This window comes from Oceaniradius stylonematis (genome assembly GCF_965223445.1).
GTDB classification, from domain to species: Bacteria; Pseudomonadota; Alphaproteobacteria; order Rhizobiales; family Rhizobiaceae; genus Roseitalea; species Roseitalea stylonematis.
This window is the reverse complement of the sequence record NZ_OZ244994.1, coordinates 2,651,891-2,676,086: the sequence shown is the minus strand read 5'-3', so window position 1 is coordinate 2,676,086 and position 24,196 is coordinate 2,651,891. Positions and strand designations below refer to the sequence as shown.

The 24,196-nt window shown below is 64.9% G+C and carries 23 protein-coding genes, 2 tRNA genes and 1 pseudogene; 14 read left to right on the top strand and 12 right to left on the bottom strand.

Translation table 11 applies throughout. The features are described 5' to 3' along the window. Positions 1-135 precede the first annotated feature (135 nt). Positions 136-209 (top strand) — tRNA-Gln (locus ACOQOU_RS13170). A 74-nt stretch (positions 210-283) separates the two neighbouring features. On the opposite strand, the gene ACOQOU_RS13165 is transcribed toward ACOQOU_RS13170, so the two are convergent. Together ACOQOU_RS13165 and ACOQOU_RS13160 are read right to left on the bottom strand one after the other, a co-directional pair. Further along, positions 284-1,288 carry a transketolase family protein gene (locus tag ACOQOU_RS13165; protein WP_306025225.1) on the bottom strand — a complete coding sequence of 335 codons (1,005 nt, stop codon included), beginning with the start codon at positions 1,286-1,288 and terminating at the stop codon, positions 284-286. An 11-nt stretch (positions 1,289-1,299) separates the two neighbouring features. After that, positions 1,300-2,226, bottom strand: coding sequence for a transketolase (locus ACOQOU_RS13160; protein WP_306025224.1), 927 nt, complete (start codon positions 2,224-2,226; stop codon positions 1,300-1,302). Between the two features lie 251 nt (positions 2,227-2,477). Here ACOQOU_RS13160 and ACOQOU_RS13155 point away from each other — a divergent pair, with 251 nt between their 5' ends. From ACOQOU_RS13155 to ACOQOU_RS13135, 5 genes are all read left to right on the top strand, one after another. Then, positions 2,478-3,023 carry a DUF924 family protein gene (locus tag ACOQOU_RS13155; protein ID WP_306025223.1) on the top strand — a complete coding sequence of 182 codons (546 nt, stop codon included), beginning with the start codon at positions 2,478-2,480 and terminating at the stop codon, positions 3,021-3,023. A gap of 205 nt (positions 3,024-3,228) precedes the next feature. Beyond that, positions 3,229-4,938, top strand: a complete 1,710-nt coding sequence (locus ACOQOU_RS13150) for a long-chain-fatty-acid--CoA ligase (protein ID WP_306025222.1) — start codon at positions 3,229-3,231, stop codon at positions 4,936-4,938. Between the two features lie 66 nt (positions 4,939-5,004). Further along, complete coding sequence (locus ACOQOU_RS13145; protein WP_306025221.1) at positions 5,005-5,451, top strand: DMT family transporter; 447 nt, start codon at positions 5,005-5,007, stop codon at positions 5,449-5,451. Positions 5,452-5,527: 76 nt separating this feature from the next. Continuing rightward, positions 5,528-7,180 carry a glucose-6-phosphate isomerase gene (gene pgi / locus ACOQOU_RS13140; RefSeq protein ID WP_306025220.1) on the top strand — a complete coding sequence of 551 codons (1,653 nt, stop codon included), beginning with the start codon at positions 5,528-5,530 and terminating at the stop codon, positions 7,178-7,180. Positions 7,181-7,225: 45 nt separating this feature from the next. Then, on the top strand, positions 7,226-9,025 hold the full coding sequence (locus ACOQOU_RS13135) for an IlvD/Edd family dehydratase (protein WP_306025219.1): 1,800 nt from the start codon (positions 7,226-7,228) through the stop codon (positions 9,023-9,025). Positions 9,026-9,094: 69 nt separating this feature from the next. Here the strand turns inward: ACOQOU_RS13135 and ACOQOU_RS13130 are convergent, their stop codons facing one another. From ACOQOU_RS13130 to ACOQOU_RS13110, 5 genes and pseudogenes are all read right to left on the bottom strand, one after another. Then, positions 9,095-10,213, bottom strand: coding sequence for an ABC transporter ATP-binding protein (locus tag ACOQOU_RS13130; RefSeq protein WP_306025218.1), 1,119 nt, complete (start codon positions 10,211-10,213; stop codon positions 9,095-9,097). Between the two features lie 35 nt (positions 10,214-10,248). Next, on the bottom strand, positions 10,249-11,919 hold the full coding sequence (locus ACOQOU_RS13125; protein WP_306025372.1) for an alpha-glucosidase family protein: 1,671 nt from the start codon (positions 11,917-11,919) through the stop codon (positions 10,249-10,251). A gap of 30 nt (positions 11,920-11,949) precedes the next feature. Beyond that, positions 11,950-13,107 carry a carbohydrate ABC transporter permease gene (locus tag ACOQOU_RS13120; protein ID WP_306025217.1) on the bottom strand — a complete coding sequence of 386 codons (1,158 nt, stop codon included), beginning with the start codon at positions 13,105-13,107 and terminating at the stop codon, positions 11,950-11,952. Then, positions 13,107-14,339: a carbohydrate ABC transporter permease gene (locus ACOQOU_RS13115; RefSeq protein WP_306025216.1), complete on the bottom strand. Its 1,233-nt coding sequence runs from the start codon at positions 14,337-14,339 to the stop codon at positions 13,107-13,109. Before ACOQOU_RS13115 ends, ACOQOU_RS13120 begins: the two co-directional genes overlap by 1 nt. A gap of 109 nt (positions 14,340-14,448) precedes the next feature. Continuing rightward, a pseudogene (locus ACOQOU_RS13110) lies at positions 14,449-15,806 on the bottom strand (ABC transporter substrate-binding protein). A gap of 271 nt (positions 15,807-16,077) precedes the next feature. Here ACOQOU_RS13110 and ACOQOU_RS13105 point away from each other — a divergent pair. Both ACOQOU_RS13105 and ACOQOU_RS13100 read left to right on the top strand, forming a co-directional pair. After that, positions 16,078-17,136: a LacI family DNA-binding transcriptional regulator gene (locus tag ACOQOU_RS13105; protein WP_420578729.1), complete on the top strand. Its 1,059-nt coding sequence runs from the start codon at positions 16,078-16,080 to the stop codon at positions 17,134-17,136. 65 nt (positions 17,137-17,201) lie between these two features. Beyond that, positions 17,202-17,276: transfer RNA gene (locus ACOQOU_RS13100), tRNA-Gln, on the top strand. Between the two features lie 144 nt (positions 17,277-17,420). Here the strand turns inward: ACOQOU_RS13100 and ACOQOU_RS13095 are convergent. Then, positions 17,421-17,714: a PepSY domain-containing protein gene (locus tag ACOQOU_RS13095; protein ID WP_306025214.1), complete on the bottom strand. Its 294-nt coding sequence runs from the start codon at positions 17,712-17,714 to the stop codon at positions 17,421-17,423. A gap of 126 nt (positions 17,715-17,840) precedes the next feature. Between ACOQOU_RS13095 and ACOQOU_RS13090 the strand changes: the two genes are divergently transcribed. From ACOQOU_RS13090 to ACOQOU_RS13075, 4 genes are all read left to right on the top strand, one after another. Further along, positions 17,841-18,188: a PepSY domain-containing protein gene (locus tag ACOQOU_RS13090; RefSeq protein WP_306025213.1), complete on the top strand. Its 348-nt coding sequence runs from the start codon at positions 17,841-17,843 to the stop codon at positions 18,186-18,188. Beyond that, positions 18,188-18,853, top strand: a complete 666-nt coding sequence (locus tag ACOQOU_RS13085) for a response regulator transcription factor (RefSeq protein ID WP_109768744.1) — start codon at positions 18,188-18,190, stop codon at positions 18,851-18,853. The genes ACOQOU_RS13090 and ACOQOU_RS13085 overlap by 1 nt, the downstream gene beginning before the upstream one ends. Then, positions 18,850-20,193 (top strand): sensor histidine kinase, encoded by a 1,344-nt coding sequence (locus ACOQOU_RS13080; protein WP_306025212.1) that lies wholly within the window; start codon positions 18,850-18,852, stop codon positions 20,191-20,193. Before ACOQOU_RS13085 ends, ACOQOU_RS13080 begins: the two co-directional genes overlap by 4 nt. Positions 20,194-20,283: 90 nt before the next feature. Further along, a complete protein-coding gene (locus ACOQOU_RS13075; protein ID WP_306025211.1) occupies positions 20,284-20,445 on the top strand; it encodes a hypothetical protein in 162 nt (53 codons plus the stop codon). Between the two features lie 37 nt (positions 20,446-20,482). Here the strand turns inward: ACOQOU_RS13075 and ACOQOU_RS13070 are convergent, their stop codons facing one another. Beyond that, positions 20,483-21,328 carry an LOG family protein gene (locus tag ACOQOU_RS13070; protein ID WP_109768746.1) on the bottom strand — a complete coding sequence of 282 codons (846 nt, stop codon included), beginning with the start codon at positions 21,326-21,328 and terminating at the stop codon, positions 20,483-20,485. A 153-nt stretch (positions 21,329-21,481) separates the two neighbouring features. Here ACOQOU_RS13070 and dapD point away from each other — a divergent pair, with 153 nt between their 5' ends. Together dapD and ACOQOU_RS13060 are read left to right on the top strand one after the other, a co-directional pair. Then, a complete protein-coding gene (dapD, locus tag ACOQOU_RS13065; RefSeq protein WP_306025210.1) occupies positions 21,482-22,336 on the top strand; it encodes a 2,3,4,5-tetrahydropyridine-2,6-dicarboxylate N-succinyltransferase in 855 nt (284 codons plus the stop codon). Between the two features lie 5 nt (positions 22,337-22,341). After that, positions 22,342-22,728 carry a DUF805 domain-containing protein gene (locus tag ACOQOU_RS13060; protein ID WP_109768748.1) on the top strand — a complete coding sequence of 129 codons (387 nt, stop codon included), beginning with the start codon at positions 22,342-22,344 and terminating at the stop codon, positions 22,726-22,728. A gap of 10 nt (positions 22,729-22,738) precedes the next feature. On the opposite strand, the gene ACOQOU_RS13055 is transcribed toward ACOQOU_RS13060, so the two are convergent. The 3 genes from ACOQOU_RS13055 to ACOQOU_RS13045 all read right to left on the bottom strand — a co-directional run bounded on the left by ACOQOU_RS13055 (position 22,739) and on the right by ACOQOU_RS13045 (position 24,128). Then, entirely contained in the window at positions 22,739-23,323 is a 585-nt protein-coding gene (locus tag ACOQOU_RS13055) for a transglutaminase-like cysteine peptidase (RefSeq protein WP_109768749.1), read from the bottom strand. A 171-nt stretch (positions 23,324-23,494) separates the two neighbouring features. Then, positions 23,495-23,791: a hypothetical protein gene (locus ACOQOU_RS13050; RefSeq protein ID WP_306025209.1), complete on the bottom strand. Its 297-nt coding sequence runs from the start codon at positions 23,789-23,791 to the stop codon at positions 23,495-23,497. 40 nt (positions 23,792-23,831) lie between these two features. Next, on the bottom strand, positions 23,832-24,128 hold the full coding sequence (locus ACOQOU_RS13045; protein ID WP_306025208.1) for a hypothetical protein: 297 nt from the start codon (positions 24,126-24,128) through the stop codon (positions 23,832-23,834). Positions 24,129-24,196: the final 68 nt, after the last annotated feature.

The following is a 24,196-nucleotide window of genomic DNA, read 5'->3' as shown; positions in this document are numbered from 1 at the left end:
GTGAAGTTGAGCAAAGCGTATCAGGGGCGCGGAAAAACGCCAAGGCAAAATGCGCGCAAGACAATTGCATTGGCGCGCCAAACGCCATATATCGGCGCCTGTCCGCCTGTTCGGTCAGCCACCGGCGCGGCCTGTTGGGGAATAGGTTAACGGTAGACCCACGGACTCTGACTCCGTTAGTCCTGGTTCGAATCCAGGTTCCCCAGCCACCTCTCCAAATCTTCAAGCGTCTTGCAGGTCGCCGGTCTCGCCGAGCGTCCGGTTTTGAAGGGCCAGCGCCCGATCAGAGCGCTTCGGCCTTGACCAGCGAATGCACCGCATCGACGCGCGCCGCGTCCAGATCGTCCTCGCCGATGCCGAACGACTGGCCCACAAGGTCTTCGATGCCGCGCACAAGGGCGAGCGCGTCGAGCCCGTAATAGCGCATCAGATAAGCGCGCGATCCGCCATGGGCATAGGTGTCCCTGAGACCAAGCCGCACCAGACGCTTGCCGACGCCGGCATCGGCCATGGTTTCGGCGACAAGGCTGCCGACGCCGCCCTCGGTGACATGGTTTTCCAGCGTGATCACGCCGTGCCGCACCGAGCCGATATGGTCGAGCAACGCTCCATGGTCGAACGGCTTGATCGTGTGCAGATGAAGGTGGCGGATCGACAGGCCGGCCTTTTTAAGCGCCGAGCGGGCACGCAGCGCCTCTTCGGTGCAGATGCCGGACGTGACGACCAGAATGTCATCGCCATCCGCCAGTTCGCGCATCTCGCCGACGCGGATGGGAGTGTCGAACAGGCGCGGCACCGACCCGCGCAGAACGCGGCACCAGACCGGGCCGTCAATGGAGTCCGCAGCCTCGCAGATGCTTTCGACCTCGGTGGCATCGCCCGTCTCCAGGATCGTCATGTTCGGGATCGAGCGCATCACCGAAATGTCCTCGATCGACTGGTGTGTCATGCCGCCCGGCGTGGTGACGCCCGGCAGGAACCCCATCAGCCGGACCTTGCGCCTGGGATAGGCGATCGAGGCCATCAGCTGGTCGTAGGGCCGGCGATACATGAAGACGCCGAATGTGTGGATGAAAGGCCGGAAGCCGGCCAGCCCGAGACCGCCGGCAAAACTCATCATGTTCTGCTCGGCCATCCCGAGAGAGACGAACTGGTCGGGGTGCCGGTCGCGGAAACCGTCGATCTCGCAGGACGATGTCAGGTCGGCGGACAGGCACAAAATATCCGGATTGCCGGCGGCGAATTTCTCGAAGGCCGACGCATAGGGGCGGTTCACCATCTCAACCATGATCGCGCTCCTCAATGCGTATAGTTGATCGGCTCGACGCCGAGATCGGCGGCGATCGATGCGTTCATGCGCGCACGTTCGTCCTCGGACTTGAAGCGCACATAGTGAAGGCGCGGAAACCGTTCCTGGAGAATGCTCATCGTGTGGAACGGGCTGGTGTGCGCCAGAATGATCAGCGGTCTGCCCTCATGCGGCTCGCGCACCGCATCGCGCATGGCGCCCAGATCGTGGCCGTCGATCTCGACGCAGGCGGCACCAAAGGTGAGGAATTTCTGACGGATGTCGCCCACTTCCATCACCGAATCCATGGCGCCGTCGCATTGCTGGGCGTTGACGTCCATGATCGCGTAGAGATTGTCGATGCCGTGATGGGCGCAGGCCTGAACCGCTTCCCATGTCTGCCCCTCCTGCACCTCGCCGTCGGACATGAAGACCCAGGTGCGGCCCGGCTCGCCCTTGCGTGCCCGGCCCCAAGCGAGGCCGGCGGCGGTCGACAGGCCGATGCCGAGCGTGCCGTTGTGCACCTCCATGCCCGGCGAATGTTCGGCGCCGATCATTTCGACCGATGAGCCGTCCTTGTTGAACATGTCGAGACCCTCGGGCGCCATGCGGCCGACCTCGATCAGCGTCGCATAGGCGACCAGCGCATAGTGGGCGGGCGCGATGAACAGCCGGTCGTAGCCGGGTTCGGCAGGTCCGTTGTAGCCGGCGCCTGTGTGATAGCCCGGATTGCCGGCAGAAGGCACGCCGCCGAACGGCTCGGGAATGGGCGGAAGTGTCGGCGGCCCGAGATTGAGCTCTTCATTGTAGAGCCAGGCCAGTTGCTCGCCGGCCGAACAGGCCTGCGACAAATATCCGCCATTGTTGCGCATGGCGTGCTCGAAGACGCGCCGCCGGATTCCCAGGGCGACATCCTCGGACGATCGTTCATTCCGCATGAGAACCCTCCTCATGACCTTACATATGTCACTGCCCTTGTCACATGTAAACTCGATTTCGCCGCAAAGCCTGTGTGCACCACGTATTGCAGGCCGCAACGGGGCCAAACGGGCGGCGGCACCGCATCGCCGGGAAGGTGCGGTCAACGTCTTTGATCCGGCTGACACTTGCGATTGCCCGAAGGGCGCGGTCTGTGCTTTCGTCCAGCCTGAACGCGCCGGCTTCCGGCGCCGAAAGGGGAGGCCCCACGATGGCGCAAGACTGGATCGAACCGGTGCTGGACTTCTGGTTCGGCGAACTCGAACCCGCCCAATGGTTCAAGCGCGACGATGAAGTCGACGAGGTCATCCAGACCCGGTTCGCCGAGACCTATGAGGGCTTGCGCGCCATGCCTTCGGCCGAACTCGTAACCGATCCGCGCACGACGCTCGCCGCGGTGATCGTGCTCGACCAGTTTCCGCGCAACATGTTCCGCGACAGCCCGCGCGCGTTCGAAAGCGATGCCCACGCGCGCGCCGTCGCCGATAGCGCCATTTCGGCGGGTCACGACGCGTCAATGACCGGCGACGAACGGCATTTCCTCTACATGCCGTTCATGCACTCGGAAGCGCTGGCCGACCAGGATCGCGCGATCGAACTCTTTCAGGCGCTGGGCAAGGAGGACGGCATCAAGTATGCGCACCTGCACCGCGACGTTATCGTCCGCTTCGGACGTTTCCCGCACCGCAATGCGGTTCTGGGCCGGCAAAGCACAGACGAAGAACAAAAACATCTCGATGTTCACGGCGGATTCTGACCGGCGCGAAGCGGGCCAGAAGTCGACATGGTGACATTGACGTATACGTTAGAATTGCTTGCGACTTTCGGCTAAGTTCATTATGACCGATCCATGACAGATTCCCGCCATGCGGGAAGATCGGGCGGCCGGACGCGGCACCCGAAACCACAATGTGGTCCGGCATCGCGGTGCTGCGTGTCACATCACAGTCTGGGAGGACACCATGGCAAAACCTGCCGCCGAGCGCGCACCCGCACCAACAGATGCGGACAACGACCGCATCTGGCTGAAATCATACCCTGACGGCACACCCGCCGAGATCGGCGCGCTCAGCCACACATCCATCGCCGCCCTGTTCGACGATGCGTTTGCACGCTACGCCGAGCGCCGCGCGTTCTCCTGCATGGGCAAGGCGATCAGCTATGGCGAACTCGACGCCGCCTCGAACGCCTTTGCCGCACACCTGCAGTCGCTGGGACTTCAGAAGGGCGACCGCGTCGCGCTGATGATGCCCAACATATTGCAGTATCCGGTGGCCATGGCCGGCGTGCTGCGCGCGGGCATGACGGTCGTCAACGTCAACCCGCTCTACACGCCGCGCGAACTGGAGCACCAGCTCAACGACAGCGGCGCCAGGGCGATCGTGATCCTGGAAAACTTCGCCAACACGCTGCAGCAGGTGATCGACGACACCCAGGTCGAGCATGCCATCGTCGCCACCATGGGCGACATGATGGGATTCAAGGGCCATATCGTGAATCTGGTTGTCCGCCACGTCAAGAAGATGGTGCCAGCCTGGCACATTGACGGGCACAAATCGTTCAAGGCGGTTCTGGCAGAGGAAAAGGGCAAGACGCCGAACCGGCCGGAGATCGGACCTGAGGATGTCGCCTTCCTGCAATATACGGGCGGCACGACCGGCGTCTCCAAGGGCGCCACGCTGACCAATGCGAACATTCTGGCCAATATCGAGCAGTGTTCGACCTGGCTCGATGTGGGCTACCGCGCCAAGGGCAAGCCGGACAGCATCAACTATGTCTGCGCGCTGCCGCTCTATCACATTTTCGCGCTGACGGTGAACGCGTTCGTCGGCATCAAGGAGGGCGGGCACAACATCCTGATCCCCAATCCGCGCGACATTCCGGGCTTCGTCAAGGAACTGGGCAATCACGAATTTCACTTCTTTCCGGGCTTGAACACGCTGTTCAACGCGCTGTTGAACAATGACGACTTCCGCAAGCTCGACTTCAGCCATCTGCGCATGACTTTCGGGGGCGGCATGGCCGTTCAGAAGCCCGTTGCCGAACGCTGGCGCGAGGTAACCGGCTGCATGGTCACCGAAGGCTACGGCCTGTCGGAGACCTCGCCGGTTGCCACCGGCAACCGGCTGGACGCGACCGAGTTCACCGGCACGATCGGCCTGCCGATGCCGTCGACCGACATTTCGATCCGCGACGATGACGGCAAGCCGCTGCCGCTTGGCGAAGTCGGCGAAATCTGCATTCGCGGCCCGCAGGTGATGGCCGGCTACTGGAACCGGCCCGACGAGACCGAAAAGGTGATGACCGGGGACGGCTTCTTCCGCTCCGGCGACATGGGCTTCATGGATGAGGGCGGCTACACGAAGATCGTCGACCGCAAGAAGGACATGATCCTGGTCTCGGGCTTCAACGTCTATCCCAACGAAATCGAGGAAGTTGCGGCCGGCTGCGAGGGCGTGGTCGAAGCGGCGGCCGTCGGCGTGCCGGACGAACATTCCGGCGAAACGGTGAAGCTGTTCGTCGTGCGTGCCCATGACGGCGTGACCGAAAAGGACGTCAAGGATCACTGCGCGCAGCATCTGACCAACTACAAGCGGCCCAAGCACATCGAGTTCCGCGACGAGTTGCCGAAGACCAATGTCGGCAAGATCCTGCGCCGCGAACTGCGCTGAGCCCTTCCCCGCCGCGCTGGCCAAGCGGGCACAAATCGCGATAGGTGGCGGGCCGGAGGGCCCGCCATGTCGTTGAACTATCTGCTTCCCATCGCCGTCGTCGTCTTCGGCGGCATGCTCTTGTCCACGCAAGGACCGATCAATGCGACGCTCGGCCGGCTGGCCGGCGATCCTGTCGCTGCCGCCGCGATCTCGTTCGGTGTCGGCTTCGTTATCCTGACCGCGGTCACGGTCGCACGCGGGGCCGTCCCCGCCGGATCGGCCCTCGCCGCGATGCCCTGGTGGGCATGGACCGGCGGATTGCTCGGCGCCTATTACGTTTTTGCCATCCTGTGGGCCGTGCCCAAGCTCGGCGTGTTGACCGTCGTCAGCGCCACCGTATTCGGCCAGCTCGTCGCGGCGCTGGCGCTCGATGCGATAGGCGCGTTCGGCGTTCCGGTTCAGCCGATATCGCTGGCGCGGATCGCCGGCGTTGCCATGGTGTTCGGCGGCGTTTTGCTGTCGCGGCTGTGACCGGATTGTCACGCCAGGACCGGTGACCTCCGCGCGCCTGTTTGCTAAAGCGCGTGGGCATCAAGGGAGCCCCGCCATGACCAGCAAGACCGACGCCATCAAGGCCCTCAAGGCGCACGCCGCGACCGGCGCGCCGACCGACATGCGCGCCGCGTTCGCCCGCGACGCCAACCGGTTCGAGACCCATTCCGCCCGGCTCGACGACATGCTGCTCGACTGGTCCAAATGCCGGGTCGACGGCGAGACGGTGGCCTTGCTCGAAGCGCTGGCGGACGCCTGCGATCTCGATGGCCGACGCGCGGCGATGTTCGCCGGCGAAGCGATCAACACGACCGAGGGTCGCGCGGTCCTGCACACCGCGCTCCGCAACCGGTCCGGCGATCCGGTCATGGTCGACGGCGCCGACGTGATGCCAGCCGTCAATGCCGTGCTCGCCGCGATGGCCGATTTCTGCCACGGTGTGCGCGACGGCGCGATCCGCGGCGCCACCGGCGAACCGATCGCCGACGTCGTCAATATCGGCATTGGCGGCTCCGATCTGGGACCTGCGATGGCGGTGCGCGCGCTTTCGCCCTTCCATGACGGACCACGCTGTCATTTCGTCTCCAATGTCGACGGCGCCGACATTGGAGACACGCTCGCCGGGCTCGACCCGGCCCGCACCCTTTTCATCATCGCCTCGAAGACCTTCACCACCATTGAGACGATGACCAATGCGGCGACCGCCCGCAAATGGCTGGTCGGCCAGCTTGGCGAAGATGCCGTCGGGGCGCATTTCTGCGCGGTCTCCACGGCGCTCGACAAGGTGGCCGATTTCGGGATCGGCGCCGACCGGACCTTCGGCTTCTGGGACTGGGTCGGCGGGCGCTATTCGCTGTGGGGCGCGATCGGCCTGCCGATCATGATGGCAATCGGGCCGACGCAGTTCGGCCGGTTTCTGGACGGCGCGCACGCCATGGACACCCATTTCAGGACCGCGCCGATGCGGCAGAACCTGCCCGTCATGGCCGGACTGATCGGCTACTGGCACAGGGCGATCAGCGGCTACCCGTCCCGCGCGGTGATCCCCTACGACCAGCGGCTGGCGCGTCTTCCGGCCTATCTGCAGCAACTCGACATGGAAAGTAACGGCAAGGGCGTCGCACTCGACGGCACGCCCATTGCCGGCGTGTCGGGGCCGATCGTGTGGGGCGAGCCGGGCACCAACGGCCAGCACGCCTTCTTCCAGCTGCTGCACCAGGGCACCGACATCATCCCGGTCGAGTTCCTCGTCGCCGCCAACGGGCACGAGGACGATCTGGCCAATCATCACCATTTGCTGCTGGCCAACTGTCTTGCCCAGTCCGAGGCGCTGATGAAGGGCCGCACGCTGAAGGAAGCGACCGACCAATTGCTGGCCAACGGCATGGAAGAAGCGGCGGCCAATGCGCTGGCGCCGCATAAGGTGTTCACCGGCAACCGGCCCTCGACCACGTTGGTCTATGACCGGCTCGACCCCTTTACGCTGGGACGGATCATAGCGCTTTACGAACACCGCGTCTTCGTCGAGGCGCAGCTTTTCGGCATCAACGCGTTCGACCAGTGGGGTGTGGAACTGGGCAAGGAACTGGCGACCGCCCTGCTGCCGGTGGTCGAAACCGGCGACGGAGCCGACCAGCGCGACGCGTCGACCGCCGCGCTGGTGGCCCATGTCCGGGCTTTGCGGGCGGGCGGGCAAGCCGACGCTTGATCGGCGTCCCCTTTGCCCATACCGGTAGGGCAAAGGGGAACGCATATGAACAGCAAGCGCACCACCAGACTGCGCAGCCAGGCCTGGTTCGACAATCCGGACAATCCGGACATGACCGCGCTCTATCTGGAGCGCTATCTGAACTACGGCATCACGCGCGAGGAGCTGCAGTCGGGCAAGCCGATCATCGGCATCGCGCAGACGGGTTCTGACATCGCGCCATGCAACCGGCACCATATCGAACTGGCCAAGCGGGTGCGCGACGGCATCATCGCGGCGGGCGGCGTGCCGCTCGAATTCCCGGTCCATCCGATCCAGGAGACCGGCAAGCGGCCGACCGCGGCACTCGACCGCAATCTGCAATATCTGTCCTGCGTCGAGGTCCTGTACGGCTACCCGATCGACGGCGCGGTTCTGACGATCGGCTGCGACAAGACCACGCCTGCCCTTCTGATGGCCGCCGCGACCGTCAACATCCCCGCCATCGCCCTGTCGGTCGGCCCCATGCTCAATGGCTGGCATCGCGGCGAACGGGCCGGGTCGGGCACCATCATCTGGAAGTACCGCGAAAAGCTCGCTGCCGGCGAGATCGACTATGACCAGTTCATGGACGCGGCGGCGGCCTCAGCACCGTCGGTCGGTTATTGCAACACGATGGGCACGGCGACGACGATGAATTCGCTTGCCGAAGCGCTTGGCATGCAGCTGCCCGGGTCGGCGGCGATTCCGGCGCCCTATCGCGAGCGCGGCCAGATGGCCTACGAGACCGGGCGCATGGCGGTCGAGGCTGTGCTTGAACAACGCACACCCTCGGCCATCATGACGCGGGAAGCCTTTGAGAACGCCATCGTCGTCAACTCGGCGATTGGCGGGTCGTCCAATGCGCCGATCCATCTGAACGGGTTGGCTCGGCATCTGGGTCTCGAACTGACGCCGGACGACTGGCAGCGGCTCGGCCATGCCGTGCCGCTTCTCGTCAATCTGCAGCCGGCCGGCGAGTATCTGGGCGAGGATTATCACCGCGCCGGCGGCGTGCCGGCGGTGGTGGCCGAACTGATCCGCAACGATCTTCTGCCGCATCCGGGCGCGATCACCGTCAATGGCCGGACGATGGCCGACAATTGCGCCGATGCCGAGAACCGGAACGAAGACGTCATCCGGACGGTCGCGACCGCGCTGAAGAGCGAAGCGGGCTTCATCAACCTGAAAGGCAATCTGTTCCGCTCGGCGATCATGAAAACCTCGGTCATCTCCGAGGACTTCCGCAAACGCTATCTGTCGAACCCTGACGACCCGGACGCGTTCGAAGGCAAGGCGGCCGTGTTCGACGGGCCGGAGGACTATCACGGCCGCATCGACGATCCGGCCGAAGGCATCGACGAGAACACCATACTCGTCATGCGCGGGGCGGGGCCGATCGGCTACCCGGGCGGGGCGGAAGTGGTCAACATGCGGCCGCCGGACGCGCTGATCAAACGCGGCATCACCTCCCTGCCCTGCATCGGCGACGGGCGCCAGTCGGGCACGTCCGGTTCGCCCTCGATCCTCAACGCCTCGCCCGAGGCGGCGGCTGGCGGCACTCTTGCGCTGCTCGAAAATGGCGACCGGCTGCGGGTCGATCTGAAAGCCGGCACGGTGAACGTTCTGCTGGATGATGCTGAACTGGAAGCGCGCCGCGCGGCGCTCGACGCGAAGGGCGGCTATGCCTATCCGGCGTCCCAGACGCCGTGGCAGGCGATCCAGCGCTCAATGGTCTGCCAGTTCGACGAGGGCATGGTGCTGGACCCGGCGGTTGAATTTCAGCGCATCGACGAGACCAAAGGGCTGCCGCGCGACAGCCATTGACGGACTGCTAGCGGACCGGCGCGCCCTCCCACATTCACAGGGACGGCGGCTTTATCCCGGAGATGGGCGTCAGGCCGCTTCCTTGGCCTCGGCCTTGCGCGCCATGGAATGGCCGTCGGAGTCGAACAAATGGAGCTGTTCGGCATCGGCGGTCAGGGAAATGGCGGTTCCGCGCTCGACCTGATGGTAGCCGGGCAGCTTGGCCAGCACGGCTTCCTCGTGACCCTCGACCTGCACATAAAGCAGCGTGACTTCGCCAAGCGCCTCGACAATGTCGATCGTGCCGTTGACGATCGGCGTTTCGCCTTTTCCGGCGATGCGCAGGTCCTCGGGACGGACGCCGAGCTTGACGGCGTCGCCGGCCTTGGCGCCCGCTCCGGCGATCGGCACCGTCGCCTTGCCGCCGCTTTCGACGTCGACGGCGATCTTGCCGCTCGAAGCCGAAGCGACCGAGCCATCGAGAATGTTCATCGCCGGCGAACCGATGAACTGCGCGACGAACAGGTTGGCGGGCTTGTGGTAGAGGTCCATCGGCGCGCCGACCTGTTCGACATAGCCGCCCCGCAGGACGACGATCCGGTCGGCCAGCGTCATCGCCTCGACCTGGTCGTGGGTGACGTAGATCATCGTCGTGTCGGGCATGGTTTCGTTCAGCTTGGCGATCTCGATGCGGGTGGCAACGCGCAGCGCGGCATCGAGGTTCGACAAAGGCTCGTCGAACAGGAACACCTTGGGGTCGCGGCAGATGGCGCGGCCAATGGCGACCCGCTGGCGCTGGCCGCCCGACAGCGCCTTGGGCAGCCGGTCAAGGTAGGGTCCGAGCTGCAGGATGTCGGCGGCGTTCCTGACGCGATCCTCGATCTCCTGCTTGGACTTCTTGGCCAGCCGCATGCCGAACGCCATGTTGTCGTAGACGGTCATGTGCGGGTAGAGCGCATAGGTCTGGAACACCATGGCGATGCCCCGCTCGGACGGCGGGATGTTGTTGACGACGCGCCCGTCGATTTCCATCGTGCCGGCCGTGATCCGCTCGAGCCCGGCGATGGTGCGCAAAAGGGTCGACTTGCCGCAACCCGACGGGCCGACAAAGACGACGAACTCGCCGCTCTCGATTTCCAGATCGATGCCGTGCAGCACCTCGACATCGCCATATGACTTGACGATCTTCGTCAGTTTCAGGTCAGCCATAGTCTCCTCCCGCCGGCAGCCGGTTGCGCCGGTTCCTATGCTTCCATGGTCGCGAAAAACGCGCCAAAGGGCGCCAATTCGAGTGTGTCGCCCTGGCGCGGCACATCGCCGTGCGGGCTGTTCTCGACGGCCTGCCAGCCCTTGTCGTCGAGTTCGACCGAACGCGGCCGGTCGCTCATGTTGATGACGACAAGCATCCTGGTGCCCTGATGCTCGCGTACGAACATCAGCACATTGTCCGGCGCATCGGCAAAGGCGATCGAGCCCTTGGCGAAGACCTGATGGCGTTCGCGGAAGGCGAGCATCCGGCGATAGTGCTGCAGAATGCTGTCGTCGTGCTCCGCCTGCAGGTCGGCCGTGCTGGTCAGATGTTCGTAGGGCACCGGCAGCCAGGGCTTGCCCTCCGAAAAGCCGGCATTGGGCTCGTTGTGGCTCCACACCATGGGCGTGCGGCAGCCGTCGCGCCCCTTGAAGGTCGGCCAGAACTGGATGCCGTAAGGATCCTGCAAATCCTCGAAATCGAGCACCGCCTCGGTCAGTCCGAGTTCCTCGCCCTGGTAGAGGCACACCGATCCGCGCAGCGTCAGGATCAGCGTGGCATTCATCTTCAGAAAGCCGTTGCGGTCGACGACATGGTCGGCCCACCGGCTGCCGTGGCGGACCACATCATGGTTCGAAAACGCCCAGCAGCACCAGCCTGTCGGCGCCGCATCCTCGAACTCCTGGACGACCTCGCGCACACGTTCGGCTGTCAGCCGGGTCGAGGACAGAAAGTCGAACGAATAGCACATATGCATGCGGTCGCTGCCGGCAGTGTAGTCGGCGACGATCTGCAGGCCGCGCTGCGCATCGCCCACCTCGCCGACTGCGGCAGCGGCGGGATATTCGTCCAGAAGCGCGCGGAAGCGTTCCAGGAAGGCGAGATTCTCCGGCTGGCTCTTGTCGTACAGATGGTCCTGATGATTGTAGGGGTTGACGTCCGGCGCGATCGTGGCGTTGCGCAATTCGGGCGCCAGCGGCGGATTGTTCTCGAGGCCGGTCGAGTGAAAGTAGAAATTCACCGTGTCCAGCCGGAAGCCGTCGACACCGCGATCGAGCCAGAAGCGCACATCGGCCAGCAGGGCTTCCTGCACGTCGGGATTGTGGAAATTGAGGTCCGGCTGGCTCTTGAGAAAGTTGTGCAGATAATACTGCCGCCGGTTGGTGTCCCACTCCCAGGCCGAACCGCCGAAAATCGACAGCCAGTTGTTGGGCGGCGTGCCGTCATCCTTGGGATCGGCCCACACATACCAGTCCGCATAGCGGTTGGTCTTGTCCATGCGGCTGTGGCGGAACCAATGATGCTGGTCCGAGGTGTGCGACAGAACCTGGTCGATCATCACCTTGAGGCCGAGCCGGTGCGCCTCGGCGATCATCGCGTCGAAGTCGGCGAGCGTGCCGAACATCGGATCGACGGCGCGGTAGTCGCTGACATCGTAGCCGAAATCGTCCATCGGCGACTTGAAGAAGGGCGAGACCCAGATCGCGTCGACACCGAGCGAGGCGACATAGGGCAGCCGGCGCGTGATGCCGCGCAGATCGCCGATGCCGTCATTGTTGGTGTCCTGGAACGACCGCGGATAGATCTGGTAGATCACCGCGCCGCGCCACCAGTCGCGGTCGGTTTCGTGGCTCGTGACAAGTCCGGGGGCCTTTTCGGCCGGCATGTCGTATATGACGTTCACGGATCGATTTTCCTATTTCACCGAGCCGGCCAGAAGGCCGCGCACCAGATAACGTTGCATGGCGAAGAAGACGGCGAGCGGCACCGAAATCGAAACGAACGCGGCCGTTGCGAGGATTTCCCAGTTGCCCCCGCGCGTGCCGAGCAGTTCGACGATCTGCCGGGTCATCACGGTCGTCTCGCCGGTCGCATCGATCAGGAAGACCAGCGCGACGAGCAGGTCGTTCCAGGTCCACAGGAACTGGAAGATGGCGAACGAGGCGAGCGCCGGGAACGAAAGCGGCAGGATGATCCGCACGAAGATCTGGAAGTCGGTCGCGCCGTCCACGCGGGCGTTTTCGATGATGTCGCGCGGCAGGCCGACCATGTAGTTGCGCAACAGGTAGATCGCCAACGGCAGGCCGAAGCCGGTGTGCGCCAGCCAGACACCCAGGTAACCCTTGCCGATGCCCACCGCATTGTGAAGCTGAAGGAGCGGGATCAGCGCCAATTGCAGCGGCACGACAAGTAGCCCGACGACCGCGGCGATCAACAGCGCTCTTCCGGGAAACTCCATCCATGCCAGCGCATAAGCGGCGAAGGCGGCGATCAGGATCGGGATGATCGTCGCCGGTATCACCACGGTCAACGTGTTGAAGAATGCCTTTGCCATATTGTCCTGGCCGGTGCCGGAGAACAGTACGGTCTGATAGTTCTGGGTCGTGAAATCGGGCGGCAGAAGCGCAGTGACGAAGACGCGCTGGCCGCGACGGCCCGGCTCCTCGACGCTGGTGTAGAGATAGGTGCCGTCGGCGTTCAGGATCAGCGTCTCGCCGTCACCGAACTCCGCCGTCTCGCCGATCTCATAGGCACTGACCGCGCGCGAGGAAACGCCATAGCTGACCAATTCAACGGCGCCGGGCGCGTCTTCGGCATCGGTCAGAATGTTGCCCTCGACGACGAACACACCATCTTCCTGCCGCGCGGCATCGCGGCCGCCGGTGCGCACCTGGATGACCTGCTCGGAGGTCGACAGCGAGGCCCACCAGCCCGATGCCGAAATCTGGTCGGCGGTGCGGAACGAGGAGATCAGCAGGCCGACGGTCGGGAACAGCCAGAGCAGCACGAGCGCTGCCACCGACAGGTGAACGGCCCAGCTCAGAGCGGATTTGGTACCGACGGTGTCACTCATCAGCGCATCTCCTTGCGGGCGTTGTAGACGTTCCAGACCAGGATTGGCGTCACCAGCAGCATGATCACCATCGCACTGGCCGAACCGACGCCCCAGTCATTGGCGCGGAACAGCTTGTCGTACATGTAGTTGGCGAGAACCTGTGTCTCCCACTGGCCGTTGGTCATGGCGAACACGATGTCGAAGACCTTGAGCACGGTGATGGTGATCGTCGTCCAGACGACGACGATGGTGCCCATGATCTGCGGGATCTTGATCTTGAAGAAGATCTGGAACGGATTGGCGCCGTCGATGATCGCCGCTTCGATGGTTTCCTCGGGAATGCCGCGCAGCGCCGCCGACAGGATGACCATGGCAAAGCCGGTCTGGATCCAGATCAGCACGACCATGAGGAAGAAATTGTTCCAGAAGGGCAGCGTCAGCCATTGCTGCGGCTCGCCATAGGGCGGCTGGGCCGTCCAGACGCCGACCAGGGAGGACAATGACATCCAGACCAGCCAGACGCCGAGCAGCGCGCCGATCAGCCGCAACGGGATGAACGGAACCGCCCTCCTGCCTTCGCGGTCGATGATCGGATTGACCAGCAGAAAGGTCGTGTAGCCGACAATGCCGGCGAACCCGAGCAGCACGATGGTCGGCAGCAACTGAAGCACGAACAGCGAGCCGAAGCCGCCGTCGAACTGCATCCAGATGGCGTTCAGAATGCCGATCTGGGCGGTTTCGGCCGGACGGGCGTCATAGATGAGCTTGAAGATGACCGAGGCGCCGACAAAGGAGATCGCCATCGGCATGAAGATCAGCGACTTGGCGATGTTGCCCCAGGAGATGCGGTCGGTGAGCTGGGCGACCAGAAGGCCGAAACCGGTGGATGCGGCGGGTACGACGATCAGCCAGAGCATGTTGTTGCGGATCGCTTCCCAGAATTTGGGCTCCGCCATCATCTGGTTGTAGTTGGCAAGCCCGACGAAGGCGCCGCCCTGGGTCCTGTCGGTCAGCGACAGACGCAGCGTTTCGAAGACGGGATAGCCGAGATAAAGCCCGAGCGCGAAGATGGCGGGAAACAGGAACAGCCAGGGGCGCACCTGGTTGGCGCGGTTGATGTTGTCGCCGGCTTTCGGTCCCTTGGCGGGAAAGATCACCTTGTCGAGGATCTGGTTGGAAAAGTAGAAATATCCGACGCAGCCGCCGACGCCCACCAATATCGTGATGAGACCCTGCAATGCTGGGTTCATGGTGCCCTCCCGGCGCTGGACGACCGGCGCGATGTCCGGCGTGCGCTCGTTGTCTTTGGCGGCGGGAGGCGGCGAACCGCCCCCCGCCCAGCTTAGGTGGATGCGGCGCTTATTTCAGCGCCTCCCAGCTGGCCTGGATCTCGTCGGCCACGGCCTGGGCATCCTTGCCGCCCGTATAGTCGACCATGCCGGTCCAGAAGGAACCGGCACCCACGCCGCCGGGCATCAGGTCGGACCCGTCGAAGCGGAAAGTGGTGGCGTTGACGAGAATCTCGCCCTGCCCCTTCAGCGCGTCGTTCATGTAGGTGTCGGCATTGACACCCTTGTGCGGTGTCAGGAAACCGGTCTGCGCCATCATGATCTCATGGGCGATCGGCAGCTTGAAGAACTCCATGAGGTGGTTGGTCGCCTCGGAGGGATCGGTGATCGACATCAGCGTGCCGCCGCCCAGAACCGGGTTGCCCAGATCCTTTTCGGCAAAGGCGGGGAAGTAGAAGAAGTCGACATCTTCACCGAACTCGATGCCCTCGGGGAAGAAGGCCGGCACGAACGATGCCTGGCGGTGCATGTAGCACTGCGGCGGCGATGCAAACAGACCCTTCGGCGAATCGCGGAAGTCGGTCGAGGCCACCTGGCCTGCACCGCCGGAGACGAAGTCGTCATTGCGGGCAAACCAGCCGAATTCCTCGATGGCGGCCACCACGCGCTCGTCGTTGAAGGGAATTTCGTTCGTCGTCCATCCGTCATAGACTTCCGGCGGCTGGGTGCGCAGCATGATGTCCTCGACCCAGTCGGTTGCAGGCCAGCCAGTGGCGGCACCCGAACCCAGACCGATGCACCAGGGCGTTTCGCCGTCGGCGGCGATCTGCTCTGTCAACGCCTTGAGCTCTTCCATCGATTCAGGGACTTCATAGCCGGCATCCTCGAAGTTCTCCGGCACGTACCAGACCAGGCTCTTGACGTTGACATTGTAGAAGAAGCCGAAGAGCTGGTCGTTGCCGTCCTGGTCGGGATAGGTGCCCAGATCGACCCAGCTTTCGCCGGCACCGTAGTTCTCGGCAACCCACTCTCCCATGCCTTCGGGCAGCGGAGACAGAAGGCCGCGCGAGGCCATGTCGGCGGCAAGGCCCGGCTGCGGGAAGACCGCAACGTTCGGCGCAGAGCCGCCTCGGCATCGATGACGATCTGCTGTTCGAACGAATCCGAGCCCGTGTAGATCGCCTCGGCGCCGGTGGCGGCGGCAAAATAGGCGATCGCCGAACGGAATACCTCGTCCTCCGGCTGCAGCCAGGGGCCGGCGATCGTCACGGTCTGGCCGCTCAGATCAGGCGCCGATTCAGCCCATTCATTGTAGCTTTCCCAGCTGAAATCGCCTTCCCCAACGGGGAAAACGAGGTCCTGAGCCTGCACGCTGCCGGCGGCCAGCACGGCAAGACCGGCCACGCCGGCCAGAAGAGTTCTTTTCATCGGTGATCCTCCCAGATCGATGTCGCGCATTGGTACGATACGAACAACCACGCGCAGTCAAAGCGCTTTGGCTTGCCCGACTTTGGTCGTGGAAGCGCAGCGAGTCAAGCGCTTTGTCCCGCCTGCAAGTTCCCTCGCGGCAAACGTGACGGGTCGGCCGGCCGCGAAGTAACCGCGGCGTACCGGCAATTGCCGCAACAGGCTTGCCTAACGCGCCAATGTGCGTCTTGATATCGACCTCAAAGCCCTTTGAGCCGATGATCGGGAGGAGATGTTGGCCAATTTGAAGGAGCTTTCCGAGAAACTCGGGCTCTCACAGACGACCGTCAGCAGGGCGCTGAACGGATATCCGGAGGTCAGCGAGACAACGCGGCAGCGGGTCATCGATGCGGCGCGCGAGCACAATTACGCGCCCGATTCAAGCGCACGCCGGCTGGCGACCGGCAAGACCCGGACGATCGGCCATGTGGTGCCGATCTCCAAGCACGACATGATCAATCCGCACTTCACCGATTTCATCGCCGGCGCGGGCGCGGTCTACAACCGGCGCGGCTACGACATGCTGATTTCGGTGGTCGATGCGGACAAGGAGACCGAGACGTACCGCGCGATGAAGCGCAATCGCCGGGTCGATGGCGTGATCGTGCACGGGCCGGTGGCCAGCGATGCCCGCCCGGGGCTCCTGCACAGCCTGGGCCTGCCGTTCGTCGTGCATGGCCGCACCCTGCAGGACGACGACAGCTATAGCTGGGTCGACGTCAACAACCGCCGGGCCTTTGCCGAGGCGACACGATATCTCATCGGCCTGGGACACCGGCGGATCGCGCTGGTCAATGGCTGGGAGCACATGGTGTTCGCCCGGCGCCGGCGCGAGGGCTATGAGGAAGCGCTGCGCGAGGCGGGCATCGCCGTCGATCCGCTGCTGATGTCGAGCAACGAGATGATCGAACCTGTCGGCCATGAGGCGATGACCGCGTTTCTTGCCAGCGACGATCCGCCGACAGCGGTTCTGGTCGCCAGCGCCCTGTCGGCGCTTGGCGTGATGGGCGCGGTGCGCGAACACGGCCTGGTGCCCGGAACGGATATCTCCATCATCAGCTATGACGACAAGCTGTCGTTCCTCGACATCGGACCGGACGGGATGGGTCTGACCGTGATCCGCTCGGGCATCGGCGAAGCGGGCCGCCACTGCGCCGACATGCTGATCGACATGATCGAGGGGCGGCGCGGCATCGTTCACATGCTGCTGGAGGCAAGTCTGGTGCCGGGCACGAGCACCGGGCCGCCCGCCGGTGTCGCGGTCTCGGGAAAATCCGCGGCGGGCCGTTGACAGGCGGCGCGCTTCCGGCTTTACCCCGTCTTCATCGCGGCCAGGGCACGAACGGGCCGACACGTTGGGGCGTAGCCAAGCGGTAAGGCAGCGGTTTTTGGTACCGCCATGCGCAGGTTCGAATCCTGCCGCCCCAGCCACCTACCGCCACTGATCGGGTTTGCCGCCAACTGGGGCCATGTGGGCGTTCAAGCCCGTGATCGGACAAGACCGGCGGCCGGTCGAGCGGGCCTGGAGGCGGAACGGCTTTCGCCAAATCCGCCCCTTGGGACGCGCAAAAGGCGTCAGTCGTCGATCTTCCATTCCAGGACCTTGCCGGTTACCGGATGGATGTCGGCGTCGATGTCGCGCCCGTCGGCATCATACAGATCGACATCGTAACAGCCGTCGTCGTCGAACTCGATCTCGTCGACCCGGTAGCCTTCCGCCTCGAGCTTGGTGATGACTTCTGACATGCTCATCCTTTCGCCGGTTGCCGGGATGCCCTGGAGAGCCTCGCCGCCGGACGCCTGTGCGGTCACGGCGAAGCTGCCAAGGGCGAGGATTGCGGCGGTTGCAAAGAGGGTTGTGTGTTTCATGATCGATATCCCTTTCCGAGGTGCGGCGGTTGCCGCGTTGACGGTCCGCTTTTGCACCATCGGCCCTGATGGCGGCCTGACGGGCCTTGTCAGCGAATTGTCAGCACGGCAGGTCTAGAGTTACCCATGCGCAAGATTTTGCTGCCGCTCCTCGTCGCGATGGCCGTCCTTCCCGGGACGGTCGATGCCGACGATCAGGATCGCGCGCTTCAGGCCGTCGAGCGCGGCGAAATCCTGCCGCTCGCCAAAATCCTCGCCATCGTCGACGAACGGTTCGGCGGCCGCGTGATCGAGATCGAACTGGACCGGGACGATGGCGTCTATGTCTACGAGATCGAACTGGTCAGCGCGCAGGGCCGGCTCTACGAGGTCTATGTGAATGCCGCGAACGGGCGCATCATCGAACTGGAAGCCGAAGACGAGTTCTACGACGACGATTATGATGATCATGACGATTACGATGATTGGGACTGATGCGGGCACTCGTCGTCGAGGATGATCAGCGGATCGCTGCGGATCTCGACGCGGCGCTTGGCGCGGCGGGGTTCGTCGTCGAAACCTGCGCGGACGGCGAGGACGCCTGGTTTCTTGGCGACACGGAAGACTATGCGCTGATCGTGCTCGATCTGGGCCTTCCGGCGATGGACGGTCTGAGCGTGCTCAAACGATGGCGGGCGAACGGCCGCAACATGCCGGTGCTCGTGCTGACGGCGCGAGGCGCGTGGATGGAGCGCGTCGAGGGCATCGAGGCCGGCGCCGACGATTATCTGCCCAAACCGTTTCGGATGGAGGAACTCGTCGCAAGGGCGCGGGCGCTGGTGCGGCGCTCGGCGGGCCAGGGCGCGGCGGTACACAGCATCGGGGCGCTGACGCTCGATACCAACAGGATGAGCGTTGCCCTTCGCGGCGTTCCGGTCCGGGTGACCGCGCTTGAATACAGGCTTCTGGCCTATCTGGCGCTGAGCAACGGCCGCGTGGTGCCGCCCGGAGAACTGCTCGAACACCTTTACGGCGATGACGACGCGCGCGAGGCCAACGCGCTCGAAGCCGTCGTCGCGCGGCTGCGCCGCAAGCTGGGCGCCGGAGTCATCGGCACGCGGCGCGGCTTCGGCTATTTCCTCGAAGGGTCGGCGGCTTGACGCGGCTGTCGCTGCGCTGGCGCCTGGTGGTTGCGGGCGCAGCCGCCATTATCGTCGCGCTCGGCCTTGCCGCGGCCGGACTGGCCGCGCTGTTCGCCGGCCATGTCGAACGCCGTGCCATCGCCGAGCTGGAAGTGCATCTGGACCAGGTGCTGGCCGGGCTGACGCGCGACCAATCCGGTCGTCTTCTGGTCGCGCCGCCCGCCGATCCGCGCTTTCGGCGCCCGTATGGCGGGCTCTACTGGCAGATCGATCTGGCCGGCGACACGCTGCGCTCGCGGTCGCTTTGGGACCACCGTCTCGCCCTGCCGCCGGACGAGGTCGCCGACGGAGCCGTCCATGTCCACAGGATCGGCGGGCCCGGTGACGCGCCGCTACTGGCGCTGGAACGCATGGTCTCGCTGCCCGCGCCGCTCGGCGGCGGGCGCGTCCGCGCGGCGGTGGCGCTGAACGCGGCCGAACTCGATGCCGCGCGCAACGCCTTCCTCGCCGATCTGGCGCCTTATCTCGGCCTTCTGGCCGCCGCGCTGATCGCGGCGGGCTGGGTCCAGGTCGGTATCGGCCTCAGGCCGATGCGGCGCATCGGCTCACGCGTCGCCGCCATCCGGTCGGGCCGCGCGCACAGGATCGGCGAGGACTGGCCCGCCGAGGTACGGCCGCTCGCCACCGAACTTGACGGTCTTCTTGCGGCGCGCGAGGCCGACATCATGCGCGCCCGCGCCCGCGCCGGCGATCTGGCGCATGGTCTGAAGACGCCGCTGCAGGCGCTGATGGGCGAGGCCGGGCGCCTTTCGCAAGCAGGCGATGCGGCGCACGCCGAGAGCATTGAGGCGATCGCGCGCGCCATGCAGCGTCATGTCGACCGCGAACTGGCGCGCACGCGCGTCGCCGCCGGAGCAGCCGCCTCCCGGTGCGATCCGGCCGAGGTCTGCGGGCGGGTCATCGAGGTGGCCCGGCGAACGGCTGCCGGCGAACGGCTGGCATGGCATCTCGATGGCGGAGCGCAAATCCCGATGGCGGCGATCGATGCGGCCGACCTCGCCGAGGCGCTCGGCGCGCTGGTCGAGAACGCGGCCCGCCACGCGCGCAGCCGGGTCGAATTGGCGGTGCGGTACGCGGCCGGAGAGGTGAGCGTCGCGGTGCGCGACGACGGGCCGGGGATCGAGCCCGATCTGCTCGAAAAGGTCACCGCGCGCGGCATGCGGCTGGACGAGGCCGGCACGGGGCTGGGGCTGGCGATTGCGGCCGACATTGCCGAGGCGGCCGGCGGCCGGCTGGTGCTCGCCAATCGCGAAAAGGGACTTGAAGCCAGTCTTCTTCTTCCCGTTGCAGCGCCCTGATTCCCGCCAGCCGATTTCGTCAGCGGACTGTCAGCAAGGGGCCGTTAGAAGGATCGCACACCGGCGCCGATCGGCGGCGCCGGAACTCTCATGGAGACAAGGATGGAACAGATCGACGTGACCCCGAACGGCAACGAACCGCGCCGCCCTATGGACTGGCTCAAGGAAGAGATCACCGTGTCGCTTCCGCGCTACTGGCTGGTGCTGGCCGCAGTCGCCGCGCTGGTGCTCGTCGCCGTGGCGTTCGACTGAAAGGCCGCGCCCCGGCGGCAAGCGGTCGGGGCGCCGCTCACGCCAGCGCGTAGAAATCGGCGATCACCGCCCAGGCTTCGTCGGCGGTGTCGACAAACGAGATCAGTTCGACATCGCCCGGCGAAATCGTGCCCTGTTCGGCGAGAAAGTCGAGATCGATCGCGCCGCGCCAGAACGCCTTGCCGAACAAGAGGAACGGCACGCGCTCCATCCGGCCGGTCTGGATCAGCGTCAGCGCCTCGAACAGTTCGTCCATCGTTCCGAACCCGCCCGGAAAGACTGAAATCGCCTTGGCGCGCAGCAGGAAGTGCATCTTGCGGATCGCGAAATAGTGGAAGTTGAAGCACAGTTCCGGCGTGACATATTCGTTGGGTGCCTGCTCGTGCGGCAGGACGATGTTGAGCCCGATCGAGGGCGCGCCGACATCGGTCGCGCCGCGATTGCCCGCTTCCATGACGCCGGGTCCGCCGCCGGTGACGACCACGAACTCCTTGTAGAGGCTGGCGGCCGAATGGCGAGAACACTGGCGGGCGAATTCGCGCGCCTGTTCGTAATAGACCGCGTTGGCCTCGAGATTCTTCTTCTGCGTTTCGTTCTTGGCCGCCCATGCTTCGCCGCCCGGCTCGGGAATGCGCGCGCCGCCGAACATCACCACCGTCGAGCGGATGCCGCGCTCTTGGAGCAGCATGTCAGGCTTGAGCAGTTCGAGCTGGAGCCGCACCGGGCGCAGTTCCTCGCGGCACAGGAACTCCGGATCGTCGAAGGCGAGCCTGTAGGCCGGCGCGCGCGTCTGCGGCGTATCGGGCACCTGCTTCGCCCGCTCCATGTCCTTTTCGGACGGAACCAGCGGATCCCAGACATCGTCGCGGCGGCGTGCGCTCATCGCGTTTTCCCTTCCCCTGCGTCCGGACCGGCATTCAGACCGGCGCGATTGACCTTCATGCCCGGTCTCGCATAGGTCTTGCACCGATAAACGCGATCGCCGGGCGGTGCCTGATAGCACCGTGCCGGCTGCCCCACAATCAAAGGATGCACCATGTCCGGCCACGACCTCGCCGCCCTCGAACAGACGATCGAAACCGCCTTTGACGCGCGCGACGGGGTGAGCACCGAGACACGCGGCGAGGTCCGCGAGGCGGTCGATGAGGCGCTGAACCTTCTCGATGCCGGCAAGGTGCGCGTCGCCTCGCGCGAGGCGGACGGCACATGGACCGTCCATCAGTGGCTGAAGAAGGCCGTTCTGCTGTCGTTCCGGCTCAACCCGATGGAGATCATCAAGGGCGGACCTGGCGATGCCACCTGGTGGGACAAGGTGCCATCCAAATTCGACGGCTGGTCGGCCTCCGAATTCGAGCGCGCGGGCTTCCGCGCCGTGCCCAACTGCACCGTGCGCCGGTCGGCCCATGTCGCCAAAGGCGCGGTGCTGATGCCGTGTTTCGTCAATCTGGGCGCCTATGTCGACGAGGGCACCATGGTCGACACATGGGCGACGGTCGGCTCGTGCGCACAGATCGGCAAGAACGTGCATCTGTCCGGCGGCGTCGGCATTGGCGGCGTGCTGGAGCCGATGCAGGCCGGCCCGACCATCATCGAGGACAATTGCTTCATCGGCGCCCGCTCGGAAGTGGTCGAGGGCTGCATCGTGCGCGAAGGCTCGGTGCTCGGCATGGGCGTCTTCATCGGCAAGTCCACCAAGATCGTCAACCGCGCGACCGGCGAGATTTCCTATGGCGAAGTGCCGCCCTACTCCGTGGTCGTCGCCGGTTCGATGCCGGGCAGACCGTTCCCGAACGGCGAGCCGGGCCCGAATCTTTACTGCGCGGTGATCGTCAAGACGGTCGACGAGAAGACCCGGTCCAAGACCGGCATCAACGAGCTTTTGAGAGACTGACGATCATGAGCGGCGCGCCCGACCATCCGCTGACGGTGAAATGGGTCCTGTTCGGCTTCAGGGGCCGGATCGGACGCAAGAGCTTCTGGCTCGGCGCGCTCGGCATGATCCTGATCCAGGCGGCGATCGTCGCCCAGATCGCAGCGGCGCCCGAAGACAGCCCGAGCCTGGCACTCTGGGGCCTTGTGATGCTGGCGGTTTGGATCGCGTCGGCCTGGGCGGCGCTGGCGCTCGCGGTCAAACGGCTGCATGATATCGGACTGCCGGGCGCGCTGGCGGTGTTGCTGCTGATCCCGGCGGTGGCGTTCTTCACCTTCGTCGTTCTGGCCGTCTGGCCATCGGCACAAGAGGCCAACGAGCACGGCCCGCCGCCCTTTCCCCGGCCGAACTGAAGAGAATCGATCAGCGCAGCGTAACGCGGGCCGGATCGCCGGTGCGGCCGGTGACGCGCACCCATTGCGACGCGTCGGTCGCCGATTGCAGCTTGGCGAAGCGCATGCGCGAACGGTTCACCGGCAGAACCTCGTCGGTGTTGTTGTCGAGCACGAAGTCGCCCTGCGTGGTGCGCACGACCAGCACGGCATGGACCTCGCCGCGGCTGCGGCCGACCGCGATGCGCAGATGGCCGGGCTTGAAACCACGGCGCAGCAGCTGGTTGCGCTTGGCCAGAACATAATCCTCGCAGTCGCCGGCGCGCGTGCTGGCAAGCCAAATCTCGCGTATGCCGTGCGCCTTCTGGTCGGACATGGGCTCGATGGACCGGTTCACGGCAAGATTGACCTGGCTCAGCGTCGACAGCCGTGCATCGGCGAGCCCGCTGACGCCGCCGTGGCGTCCGCAATCGTTGCGGTTGCGCTTGCAATATTCCATGTGTCCGAAGGGAATGGAGGCACTGCGGCCGGTGGTCAGCCACGAGGAAGCGAGAGCGGTGGAGGCGATAAGGGGCGATAAGAACAAAGCGATCGACAATCCGGCCTTGATCAACATCGTCCTACCCCCTGCAGGTTGACCCCGTTAAGGGCTTTTCCAGCAAAACATCGCACCTGCATTAGGTAAAGTGTCCGGCCCGGTGGGTGCCAATCACATTCGGGTTACTGCGGGACCGCGCGCCGGGGTGGAGCGTGCGGTCCCGTCTTGGAAGGCCCATCAGGCGAGCCGTCAGTTGTAGACGGGCGAGCCGTCGCCGAGGCGCAGGCCCAGTTCTTCCGAAGCGCCGCCGATCGAAGCGGTGGCGCGGAAGTCGATGCCGCGGGCTTCGCTGGTGAAGACCGGCGAACCGTCGCCCAGACGCGGGCCCAGCTCTTCGCTCATGCCGTTGCCGATGCCGGCGGTGGCCGAGAAGTCGATGCCCGGCTGGCTGACTTCGGGGGTGAACACGTCCAGCGCTGACGACTGGGCGAAGGCGCCCGTGGTGGCGGTGACGGCGATGGCTGCGGCGAGAAGGATCGTTTTCATGTCATTTCTCCTGTGAGTTCGGTCGGTTGGTGTTGGGAAATCAGTTGTAGACGGGCGAGCCGTCGCCGAGCCGCGGGCCCAGTTCTTCCGGAGCGCCGCCGATCGAAGCGGTGGCGCGGAAGTCGATGCCGCGGACGTCGTTCGTGTAGACCGGCGAACCGTCGCCCAGACGCGGGCCGAGCTCTTCAGTTGCGCCGTCGCCGATCGAGGCGGTGGCGGAGAAGTCGACGCCGGACTGGCTGACTTCGGGGGTGAACACATCCAGAGCGGACGACTGGGCGAAGGCGCCGGTGGTGGCGGTGACGGCGATGGCTGCGGCGAGAAGGATCGTTTTCATGTCAGGTCTCCATTTGGTCCGTTGTTGATGCGGCCCCTTCCGGGTACCGGGCTTCGGCGGAGCGTTCT

Coding starts and splice junctions, on each gene's coding strand:
- ACOQOU_RS13125 (WP_306025372.1), bottom strand. CDS start 11,919: ATGCCGGCCGAAAAGGCCCCCGGACTTGTCACGAGCCACGAAACCGAC.
- ACOQOU_RS13120 (WP_306025217.1), bottom strand. CDS start 13,107: ATGAGTGACACCGTCGGTACCAAATCCGCTCTGAGCTGGGCCGTTCAC.
- ACOQOU_RS13075 (WP_306025211.1), top strand. CDS start 20,284: ATGGAGACAAGGATGGAACAGATCGACGTGACCCCGAACGGCAACGAA.
- ACOQOU_RS13045 (WP_306025208.1), bottom strand. CDS start 24,128: ATGAAAACGATCCTTCTCGCCGCAGCCATCGCCGTCACCGCCACCACC.
- pgi (WP_306025220.1), top strand. CDS start 5,528: ATGACCAGCAAGACCGACGCCATCAAGGCCCTCAAGGCGCACGCCGCG.
- ACOQOU_RS13150 (WP_306025222.1), top strand. CDS start 3,229: ATGGCAAAACCTGCCGCCGAGCGCGCACCCGCACCAACAGATGCGGAC.
- ACOQOU_RS13070 (WP_109768746.1), bottom strand. CDS start 21,328: ATGAGCGCACGCCGCCGCGACGATGTCTGGGATCCGCTGGTTCCGTCC.
- ACOQOU_RS13090 (WP_306025213.1), top strand. CDS start 17,841: ATGCGCAAGATTTTGCTGCCGCTCCTCGTCGCGATGGCCGTCCTTCCC.
- ACOQOU_RS13165 (WP_306025225.1), bottom strand. CDS start 1,288: ATGGTTGAGATGGTGAACCGCCCCTATGCGTCGGCCTTCGAGAAATTC.
- ACOQOU_RS13055 (WP_109768749.1), bottom strand. CDS start 23,323: ATGTTGATCAAGGCCGGATTGTCGATCGCTTTGTTCTTATCGCCCCTT.
- dapD (WP_306025210.1), top strand. CDS start 21,482: ATGTCCGGCCACGACCTCGCCGCCCTCGAACAGACGATCGAAACCGCC.
- ACOQOU_RS13060 (WP_109768748.1), top strand. CDS start 22,342: ATGAGCGGCGCGCCCGACCATCCGCTGACGGTGAAATGGGTCCTGTTC.
- ACOQOU_RS13050 (WP_306025209.1), bottom strand. CDS start 23,791: ATGAAAACGATCCTTCTCGCCGCAGCCATCGCCGTCACCGCCACCACG.
- ACOQOU_RS13095 (WP_306025214.1), bottom strand. CDS start 17,714: ATGAAACACACAACCCTCTTTGCAACCGCCGCAATCCTCGCCCTTGGC.
- ACOQOU_RS13130 (WP_306025218.1), bottom strand. CDS start 10,213: ATGGCTGACCTGAAACTGACGAAGATCGTCAAGTCATATGGCGATGTC.
- ACOQOU_RS13105 (WP_420578729.1), top strand. CDS start 16,078: ATGTTGGCCAATTTGAAGGAGCTTTCCGAGAAACTCGGGCTCTCACAG.
- ACOQOU_RS13160 (WP_306025224.1), bottom strand. CDS start 2,226: ATGCGGAATGAACGATCGTCCGAGGATGTCGCCCTGGGAATCCGGCGG.
- ACOQOU_RS13155 (WP_306025223.1), top strand. CDS start 2,478: ATGGCGCAAGACTGGATCGAACCGGTGCTGGACTTCTGGTTCGGCGAA.
- ACOQOU_RS13085 (WP_109768744.1), top strand. CDS start 18,188: ATGCGGGCACTCGTCGTCGAGGATGATCAGCGGATCGCTGCGGATCTC.
- ACOQOU_RS13145 (WP_306025221.1), top strand. CDS start 5,005: ATGTCGTTGAACTATCTGCTTCCCATCGCCGTCGTCGTCTTCGGCGGC.
- ACOQOU_RS13135 (WP_306025219.1), top strand. CDS start 7,226: ATGAACAGCAAGCGCACCACCAGACTGCGCAGCCAGGCCTGGTTCGAC.
- ACOQOU_RS13115 (WP_306025216.1), bottom strand. CDS start 14,339: ATGAACCCAGCATTGCAGGGTCTCATCACGATATTGGTGGGCGTCGGC.